We start from the raw sequence: 9,821 nt of genomic DNA on the forward strand, positions 1-9,821 counted from the left end.
ACAATAGCGCGCCTTTTCAAGATTACCCCCGATACCTGCGCACCGCGCCCGTACCCCGACATGTCCGCCCCGCATTCGTCCGGCCATCCCGGCCGCCGCCCGCTTCGCCCCCTTCCCGCGCTGATTTTCATGAGCCGCTGGCTCCAGGTCCCGCTTTACCTCGGCCTGATCGTCGCGCAGGGCGTCTACGTGTTCCTGTTCCTGAAGGAAGTCTGGCACCTGCTGTCGCATGCGACCGGCCTCGACGAAATCAGCGTGATGCTCGCGGTGCTCGGCCTGATCGACGTGGTGATGATCTCGAACCTGCTGATCATGGTGATCGTCGGCGGGTATGAAACGTTCGTGTCGCGGCTCGGCATCGAGGGCCACCCCGACGAGCCCGAGTGGCTCGACCACGTGAACGCGGGCGTGCTGAAGGTCAAGCTGTCGATGGCGCTGATCAGCATTTCGTCGATCCACCTGCTGAAGACCTTCATCAACCCCGACCAGCACACGACGCACGCGATCATGTGGCAGGTAATCATCCACGTGTCGTTCCTCGTGTCGGCGCTCGTGATGGCGTGGGTCGATCGCCTGACGACGCACACGCACCCGGCCCATTTCCACGAGGCGCACGCGCCCGCGGCGTCCCGACCGGCGGCCTGAACCGTCGGCAAACCCTTCCCCACTGTCCCCACAGAGTCTCAGCCATGACCGTCATCAAACAGGAAGACCTGATCCAGAGCATCGCGGATTCGCTGCAGTACATCAGCTACTACCACCCGCTCGACTACATCCAGGCCCTTGGCCGCGCGTACGAGCTGGAAGAGAGCCCGGCGGCGAAGGACGCGATCGCGCAGATCCTCACGAACAGCCGCATGTGCGCGGAAGGCAAGCGCCCGATCTGCCAGGACACCGGCATCGTGACGATCTTCGTGAAGGTCGGCATGGACGTGCGCTGGGACGGCGCGACGATGGGCCTCACCGACATGATCAACGAAGGCGTGCGCCGCGGTTACACGCACCCGGACAACGTGCTGCGCGCGTCGATCGTCAATCCGCCGGAAGGCGCCCGCAAGAACACGAAGGACAACACGCCGGCCGTGATCCACTACGAGATCGTGCCGGGCGACAAGGTCGACGTGCAGGTCGCGGCGAAGGGCGGCGGCTCGGAGAACAAGTCGAAGTTCGTGATGCTGAACCCGTCCGATTCGATCGTCGACTGGGTGCTGAAGACGGTCCCGACGATGGGCGCCGGCTGGTGCCCGCCGGGCATGCTCGGGATCGGCATCGGCGGCACCGCCGAGAAGGCGATGCTGATGGCGAAGGAATCGCTGATGGAGCCGATCGACATCCAGGAAATCATCGCGCGCGGCCCGAAGGACTGGGTCGAGGAACTGCGCGTGGAACTGCACGAGAAGGTCAACGCGCTCGGCATCGGCGCGCAGGGCCTCGGCGGCCTCGCGACCGTGCTGGACGTGAAGATCATGGCGGCGCCGACGCACGCGGCGTCGAAGCCGGTCGCGCTGATCCCGAACTGCGCGGCCACGCGCCACGCGCACTTCGTGCTCGACGGGTCGGGCCCGGCCAAGCTGGAAGCGCCGTCGCTCGACGCCTGGCCGAAGGTGCAGTGGGAACCGAACACGGAAACCAGCAAGCGCGTGGACCTGAACACGCTGACGCCGGAAGAAGTCGCAAGCTGGACGCCGGGCCAGACGCTGCTGCTGTCGGGCAAGATGCTCACCGGCCGCGACGCCGCGCACAAGCGCATCGCCGACATGCTCGCGAAGGGCGAGAAGCTGCCGGTCGATTTCACGAACCGCGTGATCTACTACGTCGGCCCGGTCGATCCGGTGCGCGACGAAGTGGTCGGCCCGGCCGGCCCGACGACGGCCACGCGCATGGACAAGTTCACCGAGACGATGCTCGCTCAGACGGGTCTGATCTCGATGGTCGGCAAGGCCGAACGCGGCCCAGTCGCGATCGACGCGATCAAGAAGCACAAGGCGGCCTACCTGATGGCGGTCGGCGGCGCGGCCTACCTCGTATCGAAGGCGATCCGCGGCGCGAAGGTGCTCGCGTTCGAAGACCTCGGCATGGAAGCGATCTACGAGTTCGACGTGCAGGACATGCCGGTGACGGTCGCCGTCGATTCGTCGGGCACGTCGGTGCACCAGACGGGTCCGAAGGAATGGCAGGCGAAGATCGGCAAGATCCCGGTCGCCACCGCTTAAACGCGATCGAACGAAAGGCCGGACAGGAGTCCGGCCTTTTTACTTCTCATTCTCATTATTGTGCGCGGCCGGTTATTCAAGGCTGATTCTCATTACACGCAAAAGGCAGGCCCGACAAGGCTTCGAGGCTTGGCTTTTCTCGTTCGAGCGATTATCGTTCGGTTTCTGAAGCCCCACTGAACAAGGAACAGCCATGCAAGGCGACAAGAAAGTCATCGAATATCTGAACGCCCAACTGAAGAATGAACTCACGGCGATCAACCAGTACTTCCTGCATGCGCGCATGTACAAGCACTGGGGCCTCGACAAGCTCGGCAAGCACGAATACGACGAGTCGATCGGCGAAATGAAGCACGCCGACTGGCTGATCGAGCGCGTGTTCATGCTCGACGGCCTGCCGAACCTGCAGGACCTGCACAAGCTGCTCGTCGGCGAGGAAACCGAAGAGATCCTGAAGTGCGACCTGAAGCTCGAGCAGATCTCGCAGTCCACCTGCAAGGAAGCGATCGCCTACTGCGAATCGGTGCGCGACTACGTGTCGCGCGAGATCTTCGAGAAGATCCTCGACGACACCGAAGAGCACATCGACTGGCTCGAAACGCAGATCGACCTGATCGGCAAGGTCGGTCTGCAGAACTATCAGCAGACGATGATGGGTTCGGCCGAGTAATCGCCCTGCCCGCCAGCCCGCCGCCCGCCTGACGATGACGAACCCGTCCCACGCTACCGCGCCGCGCGCCGCCGCCCCTGTCGGCATCTTCGACTCGGGGCTCGGCGGCCTGTCGGTGCTGCGCGCCGCACGCGCGCACCTGCCGGACGAATCGTTCGTCTACGTCGCCGACTCGCACCACGCGCCATATGGCCCACGCGACGAGGCCTTCATCACGGAACGCACGCTGGCCATCGGCGAGTGGCTCGCCCGCGAAGGCGCGAAAGCGCTCGTCATCGCGTGCAACACGGCAACGGCACGGGCGATCGCGGCCATCCGCGAACGCCTGTCGATCCCGCTCGTCGGCGTCGAGCCGGGCATCAAGCCGGCCGCCGCACTGTCCGCGACCGGCGTCGCGGGCGTCCTCGCCACGCAATCGACGTTGAACAGCCCGCGCTTCCAGGCGCTGCTCGACCGCTACGGCGCCGGCCGCCGCTTCATCTGCCAACCCGGCCACGGGCTCGTCGAAGCGATCGAACGCGGCGACACGAACTCGCCCGCGTTGCGCGCGTTGCTCGAACGTTACATCCAGCCGATGCTCGACGACGGTGCCGATACGCTGGTACTCGGCTGCACGCATTACCCGTTCTTCACAGAAACGATTCGTGACCTTGTTGGCGAGCGCCTGACGATCGTCGACACGAGCGATGCCATCGCCCGCCAGCTCGCGCGGGTGCTCGACGAACGCGGGCTGCGCGCGCCGGCCGGCACGCATGCCGCGCCGCCGCGCTTCTGCTCGACGAGCGACGGCCTGCAACTGCACGCGCTCGCGTCCACGCTGCTCGGCCTCGACGCCCCGGTCGAATCCGTCACCATTTCCTCGCCGAACGCGCGCGCCTGCGCGACTGCCTGACACGGGCCGGCGCGCCGGCTCCCCACCCCAGCTTCCCCGCTCCCGCCGTTTCAAGGGTCTGATGACCTTAAAAAAAGCCCGACCCAGGCTTGTCAACGTCCGCAAAATTAATGATAATAATTCGCATTAACGTTAGCTATCGCAACTCATCATGATCGTCTGCGTGTGCAAGTCTGTTTCCGATCGCAAGATTCGCGCGTCCCTCGCCGAGGGCGTGAACTCTTTCGATGAACTCCAGTTCGAGCTCGGCGTGGCCACGTGCTGCGGCAAGTGCGAGGAGTCCGTACGCGACCTCATGGCCGAACAAGGCGTCTGCGCGAGCCGGTGCGGTGTCGAGCATCATGCTCATCCGATCCCGGTCACGTTCTACGACCGCAAGGCGGCCTGAGCGGCGCCGAGCGTGCGCATGCGGCCCAGGCCGCATTTTTTGTTTTGACCGTCAGCAAGCCACCGTCCGCGCGAGCCAACGGCTTACCTGTCAAGGAGCCTGTGATGGAATTGCTGATCGGATTCGTAACCACCGTTTGCATCTCGCTGCTGATCTTCCGCAAGTGATGCCGATTCACCCGCCGCGCCCCGGGTGCGACGTCGTTCTTTCAAGCTAACATGCAGGCTTCGCATCTCGCTCCTGCCGGCGCCATGCCGGCTGCACCACGTATGAATCCCCGAGTGATCGTCGTCGCGGTCGGTGTGCTTGCCGCACACGCGATCATGCTGACGGCCGCGTGGCTCCATCGCAACGCGCCGCCGCCGAAATCGGTCGAGGTCCAGACGATCACCGCACAGCTCATCACGCCGGCGCCGATCGCGCAGCAGGTCGCGGCCGAGTCGATCCCGCAGCCCGCGCCGCCGAAGCCCGTGCCTCGCGTGAAGCCCAAGGTCGAGCCGAAGCCGGTGCAGAAGGCGGCGAAGCCGACCCCGCAGCCGGTTGCGCCCTCGCCGGCCCCGTCGCCCACACCCGCGCCTGCCGCCGACCCAACGCCTGCTCCCGCCGCGCCCGCTCCCGCGGCACCGGCCGCCACGCCGGGCCCGGCGCGCGAAACGATGCAGGTCAGCGCGCCGAAGAACGTGCCGACGCTCCAATGCAACTTCGTGAAGCCCGACTATCCGTCGATGTCGCGCCGCCGCGGCGAATCGGGTACCGCCTATGTTCACTTCGTCGTCGGCGTGACCGGCAAGATCGAAAGCATCGATCTGCAGAAGAGCAGCGGCTATCCGCGCCTCGACGATGCCGCACTCGACGCGATGCGCTCGACCACCTGCCGTCCGTACGTCGAGAACGGCCAGGCGATCCGCGCCGCCCGCACACAGCCCTACAGCTTCGGGCTCACCGACTAACCTGCCTCATCCGGAAGATTCAAAGGAAACAAAAATGCAAAGCTACGGTATCGCGCACGTCTGGGCGCAAGGTGATTTCGTCACGCGCGCCATTGCGATCACGCTGCTCGTGATGTCGGTCCTGTCGTGGATCGTGATCGTCATCAAGGGCTGGAACGTGATTCGCCTGAACCGCCTCACGAAGAACGCCGAACAGGCATTCTGGCATTCCGACAATTTCGACGACGGCATCAAGAAGCTCGGCCTCGCCGCATCGACGCCGAACGACAATCCGTTCCTCGCGCTCGCGCTGTCGGGCAAGGAAGCCGCCGACCACCACCATCAGACGCAACCGCACCTGCACGACCGCATGGACGTGTCGGACTGGGTCACGCGCTGCCTGAAGGACACGATGGACGAAGGCATCTCGCGTATGCAGAGCGGCCTCGCGATCCTCGCATCGGTCGGCAGCACGGCGCCGTTCGTCGGCCTGTTCGGCACGGTCTGGGGCATCTACCACGCGCTGCTCGCGATCGGTGCCACCGGCCAGACGTCGATCGACCAGGTCGCGGGCCCGGTCGGCGAATCGCTGATCATGACGGCCTTCGGCCTGTTCGTCGCGATTCCCGCGGTGCTCGGCTACAACGCGCTGACCCGCGCGAACAAGGGCGTCGTCAGCAAGCTCCGCCGCTTCGCGCACGGTCTGCACGCGTACTTCGTGACGGGTGCGAGCCTCGCGTCGTCGTCGACGCGCGACGGTCTGCGTCTCGCATCGCGCGCCGCCAGCTGAGACGAGGTGAACCATGGCCATGAACACCGGTTTCAGCGACGATGACGACGATGCCGTGATGAGCGAGATCAACATGACGCCGCTCGTCGACGTCATGCTCGTACTCCTGATCATTTTTCTCGTGACGATCCCGGCGATGCAGCATGCGGTGAAGATCGACCTGCCGCACGCCAGCAGCCAGCCCGTCGACGAAAAGCCGCAGACCGTCGACGTCGCGATCCAGGGCGACGGCACGATCCTGTGGGACGACCACACGGTCACGCGCGAACAGTTGCAGGCGCGCATCGCGGAAGCCGCGAAACGCACGCCGCAGCCGGAGCTGCATCTGCGCGCGGATCGCAAGGTTGCGTACGAGCACGTCGCGGAAGTGATGTCGGATGCGCAGGCAGGCGGGCTGACGAAGCTCGGCTTCGTGACGGAGCCGGGTGCAAAAGCGAAGTAACGCGCATACGTCTCGCAGTCGCAACTGCGCACCTAGCCGGCCGCACCTAACCGGCCGTGCACAAAGTAAAAGGCCTTCATCGCCAGATGAAGGCCTTTTTTCATGCGCACGCGGGCGCCTTCGGGCGGCGGGCTCTTTGGCGGTATCGGTTACGCCTCGAGCAACGCAAATGCGACTCTGCCGTGGTCTGCACGGACTGCGCGTTCTGCCCTATCTGGCTCACAATATATGCGGCCACCTGATTTCGCTCAGAACTTCCTTCACGAAATGGGATTTCAATATAGGCCCGCCCGCGCACGCATTCAAGGTTCCGGCGATTGAAACTTGCGATTGCAGACGACGCTTCAATGACAAAACAAATTTGCGTCGTCGTGCACGCCGTGTTCAGGTCGCCGAAACATCGGCCACCGCTTCCTGCTTCGCGCGCTCGGGGCAACCCGGCTCCTTGTACGCGCCATGGTCGAGCTTCTCGACCAGGTAATCGACGAACGCACGGACCGCGGGCGGCATCCCCTGCCGCGACACGAACACCGCGTACAGCTGCGGCACCGGCAGCGTCCAGCCCGGCATCACGGGCGACAGTTGCCCCGCGCGCAGCGCGTTGCCGTACATCATCTCCGGCAGCGCGGCGATGCCGAGGCCATCGAGCACGGCCTCGCGGATCGTCATCAGGTCGGCCGTCACGAGCCGCGGATCATGCTCGTGCACGTGGCGCGTTCCATCCGGCGCGATCAGGTTGAATACGTGCCGGCCGTCGACGCTCGGCGTATCGAGCGTCTCGAAGCCGGTCAGGTCGTCCGGCGCCAGCGGCGGCGCATTCTGGCTCAGCAGGCTCGGCGCGCCCACCAGCATCTGCTCGGTGCGCCACAGCGGCCGCACGACGATGTTGGCGTTCTGCGGCGGCTCGGAGCGCACGCGCAACGCGACGTCGATCGAATCCTCGAACAGGTCGATCACGCGATTCGTCACGCGGACATGCACCTTCACCTCGGGATAGCGGCGCAGGAATTCGGGCAGGATGCGCGACAGCATCGTCTGCGACAGCGTCACCGGCACGCTGACGCGCACCGAGCCGCGTGGCGACGCGCGCAACTGCTGCACCGCGTTCATCGCGGCCTGCGCTTCGGCGAGCATCGCCTGGCAATGCTGGTAGAACAACTCCCCTGCCTCGGTCAGCGCGAGCTTGCGCGTCGAACGCTGCAGCAGGCGCACGCCGAGCGCCGCCTCGAGCTCGGTCAGGCGTCGCGACAGACGCGATTTCGAGATGCCCAGCACGCGCTCGGCGGCCGAGAAGCCGCCATGTTCGACGACCTGCGAGAAGTACATCAGGTCGTTCAGGTTATGTGCATCGATATTCATCTCATCGTTCCAATTTCAGAACAATCCATTGCGAACGGCCGCAAATCGGACGGGAAAACGCCCAATATAATAGCGCTATGTTTCAAAAATAACGCTATTCCGATGATTTCGAGGGCTTCCCATGACGACCGCTCGCTCGCTTGATCGTACCTACCCCGCGCTTCGCACCACCGAAGGCGGCGGTTTCGTGGTTCACCGTCCGTTCCCGACGCGGCTGCTGATGGACTTCGATCCGTTCCTGCTGCTCGATGAAATGGGCCCCGTCGACTACGCCCCCGGCGAAGCCGTGGGCGCGCCCGACCATCCGCATCGCGGCTTCGAGACCGTGACGTACGCGCTCGACGGGCGCTTCCGCCATCGCGACTCGTCCGGCCATGCCGGCACGCTCGGCCCCGGCGACGTGCAGTGGATGACGGCCGGCGCCGGCGTCGTGCACAGCGAGATGCCTGATCCGGCATTCGCCGAGGCAGGCGGGCGTTCCCACGGCTTCCAGCTGTGGGTCAACCTGCCGCGCCGCGACAAGATGATCGCACCGCGCTACCAGGAGATCCCGGCCGACCGCATTCCGACTGCGACGTCGCCGGACGGCCGCGCGCGCGTGCGCGTCATCGCCGGCGAAGCATTCGGCGTACAGGCCGCGATCGAAACGCACACACCGATTCTCTACCAGCACTTCACGCTGGAGCCGGGTGCAACGGTCACACAGCCCGTGCCGGCCGGTTATCGCGTGTTTGCCTATCCGATCGACGGAACGGGCCTCTACGGGCCTGACAGGCAGGCGGTCGACGCACGGCACATGATCGTCTACGGAGACGATGGCGACACCGTCACGTTCGCTGCCGGCGACACGTCGCTCGACCTGCTGCTGATCGGCGGCGTGCCGCTCAACGAGCCGATCGTCCGCTACGGCCCGTTCGTGATGAATACCGAAGAAGAGATCCGGCAGGCCGTCGTCGACTACCAGACCGGTCGCATGGGTCGCATCGAAGCGTAAATCGGATCGGGGTCACAGGGGCCGCGAAGCCGATGGTTTTGCGTCACAATAAGTTCTTGAACCATGTGGCCAGCCGCCACCAGAAGGAACCCGCCCCTTGAACTTCGAACACCTGATCCAGATCAACTCCGACGAACCGGGCGTGCCGAGCCTCACCCGCGACCAGCTCTGGGAAGGCCTCGTATTGCGTGCCGAACAGCCGCAACTGTTCGTGATCGGCCTCGACAGCTGCGTCATCCACGAACGGACGGACACGACGCTCGAACGCGAACTCCATTACGGCCACGCGACCGTGCGCGACCACGTGACGTTCACGCCGAACCAGCAGGTCCGCTACGACATCCGCGCGGCCGATGGCGAGATCGGCGGCTCGCTGACGATGACGATCGAGGAGCGCGACGACCGCCAACTGTTCCTGCGTTTCAAGTACCGCACGACGCTGACGGTCACGGACGACAGCGAAGAAGCGCGACAGACGCACGGGATCGTCAAGGAGGCGTACCGCACGTCGGATATCGACACCGTTCGCCTGATCCGCGAGTACGCGCAAGGTCGCAAGGACCCCGATCCGCTGCACTGAACCCGGCGGCGGCCTGCGGGCCGCCGCTTTGATTCAAACTATCAGACCAGACTTATCGATCGATAAAGAGTTTTTGTAAATGGGAATAGTTATCATTTAGAATTCATTCCATCGTATCGACAGTCACCGATCAAACCGAATGACCGACACCATGCGCCCGACCACGCTGACCCTGCGCCGCACCACCAGCACCGCAGCCAGCAGCCGTCAGAAGACGGCAGCGGTCACCACGCCGGCGAAACCCGCCGGCAACCGCGATGCAGGCACGCGGGTCGTCAACAGCGATACGCTGCTGCAAGGCCATAGCCACATCAGCATCGCGCATAACGGAGAGACTTACCAGTTGCGGGCCACGCGGCTCGGCAAACTGATCCTGACGAAGTAACGACCGAGTATTGTGGGGACCACCTCCCTGAGAGGTGTTGGGCAGTAGCCAGCGTAACGGCTTGCACGCGAGATCTAGACCCCTTCGTGCAAACACACTCAAGCAGCCGTTGCAGCAAGCCAAGCCACTTTTTTGGTTCTCGCACAAGGAAGAAAAAAGCGACACGTCGAAGGACGTGT

The 9,821-nt window shown here is 64.6% G+C and carries 12 protein-coding genes; 11 read left to right on the top strand and 1 reads right to left on the bottom strand.

What is annotated here, in order from left to right; genetic code table 11:
• The first annotated feature begins 60 nt into the window (after positions 1-60).
• From JMF86_RS10890 to JMF86_RS10925, 8 genes are all read left to right on the top strand, one after another.
• Complete coding sequence (locus tag JMF86_RS10890) at positions 61-645, top strand: TIGR00645 family protein (protein WP_011549403.1); 585 nt, start codon at positions 61-63, stop codon at positions 643-645.
• Positions 646-689: 44 nt separating this feature from the next.
• Positions 690-2,213 carry a fumarate hydratase gene (locus tag JMF86_RS10895; protein WP_006478316.1) on the top strand — a complete coding sequence of 508 codons (1,524 nt, stop codon included), beginning with the start codon at positions 690-692 and terminating at the stop codon, positions 2,211-2,213.
• 193 nt (positions 2,214-2,406) lie between these two features.
• Positions 2,407-2,883 (top strand): bacterioferritin, encoded by a 477-nt coding sequence (gene bfr, locus JMF86_RS10900; RefSeq protein ID WP_006478315.1) that lies wholly within the window; start codon positions 2,407-2,409, stop codon positions 2,881-2,883.
• Between the two features lie 34 nt (positions 2,884-2,917).
• Complete coding sequence (gene murI, locus JMF86_RS10905) at positions 2,918-3,775, top strand: glutamate racemase (RefSeq protein WP_012328879.1); 858 nt, start codon at positions 2,918-2,920, stop codon at positions 3,773-3,775.
• Between the two features lie 151 nt (positions 3,776-3,926).
• Complete coding sequence (locus JMF86_RS10910) at positions 3,927-4,163, top strand: bacterioferritin-associated ferredoxin (protein ID WP_006482749.1); 237 nt, start codon at positions 3,927-3,929, stop codon at positions 4,161-4,163.
• Between the two features lie 218 nt (positions 4,164-4,381).
• Entirely contained in the window at positions 4,382-5,113 is a 732-nt protein-coding gene (locus JMF86_RS10915) for an energy transducer TonB (RefSeq protein WP_006478312.1), read from the top strand.
• A 34-nt stretch (positions 5,114-5,147) separates the two neighbouring features.
• A complete protein-coding gene (locus JMF86_RS10920) occupies positions 5,148-5,882 on the top strand; it encodes a MotA/TolQ/ExbB proton channel family protein (protein WP_006483875.1) in 735 nt (244 codons plus the stop codon).
• A 13-nt stretch (positions 5,883-5,895) separates the two neighbouring features.
• Entirely contained in the window at positions 5,896-6,324 is a 429-nt protein-coding gene (locus tag JMF86_RS10925; RefSeq protein ID WP_006478310.1) for a biopolymer transporter ExbD, read from the top strand.
• A 384-nt stretch (positions 6,325-6,708) separates the two neighbouring features.
• Here JMF86_RS10925 and JMF86_RS10930 read toward each other — a convergent pair whose 3' ends face one another.
• Complete coding sequence (locus JMF86_RS10930) at positions 6,709-7,683, bottom strand: LysR family transcriptional regulator (protein ID WP_011549399.1); 975 nt, start codon at positions 7,681-7,683, stop codon at positions 6,709-6,711.
• 121 nt (positions 7,684-7,804) lie between these two features.
• On the opposite strand from JMF86_RS10930, the gene JMF86_RS10935 reads away from it, so the two are divergent.
• The 3 genes from JMF86_RS10935 to hemP all read left to right on the top strand — a co-directional run bounded on the left by JMF86_RS10935 (position 7,805) and on the right by hemP (position 9,642).
• Positions 7,805-8,677, top strand: a complete 873-nt coding sequence (locus JMF86_RS10935; protein WP_054927999.1) for a pirin family protein — start codon at positions 7,805-7,807, stop codon at positions 8,675-8,677.
• Positions 8,678-8,774: 97 nt separating this feature from the next.
• Positions 8,775-9,257 (top strand): SRPBCC family protein, encoded by a 483-nt coding sequence (locus tag JMF86_RS10940; RefSeq protein WP_054928000.1) that lies wholly within the window; start codon positions 8,775-8,777, stop codon positions 9,255-9,257.
• Between the two features lie 139 nt (positions 9,258-9,396).
• Positions 9,397-9,642 carry a hemin uptake protein HemP gene (gene hemP / locus JMF86_RS10945; protein WP_011549397.1) on the top strand — a complete coding sequence of 82 codons (246 nt, stop codon included), beginning with the start codon at positions 9,397-9,399 and terminating at the stop codon, positions 9,640-9,642.
• Positions 9,643-9,821: the final 179 nt, after the last annotated feature.

It is taken from the genome of Burkholderia sp. E168m15, from assembly GCF_016586105.1.
Taxonomy (GTDB): Bacteria; Pseudomonadota; Gammaproteobacteria; order Burkholderiales; family Burkholderiaceae; genus Burkholderia; species Burkholderia orbicola.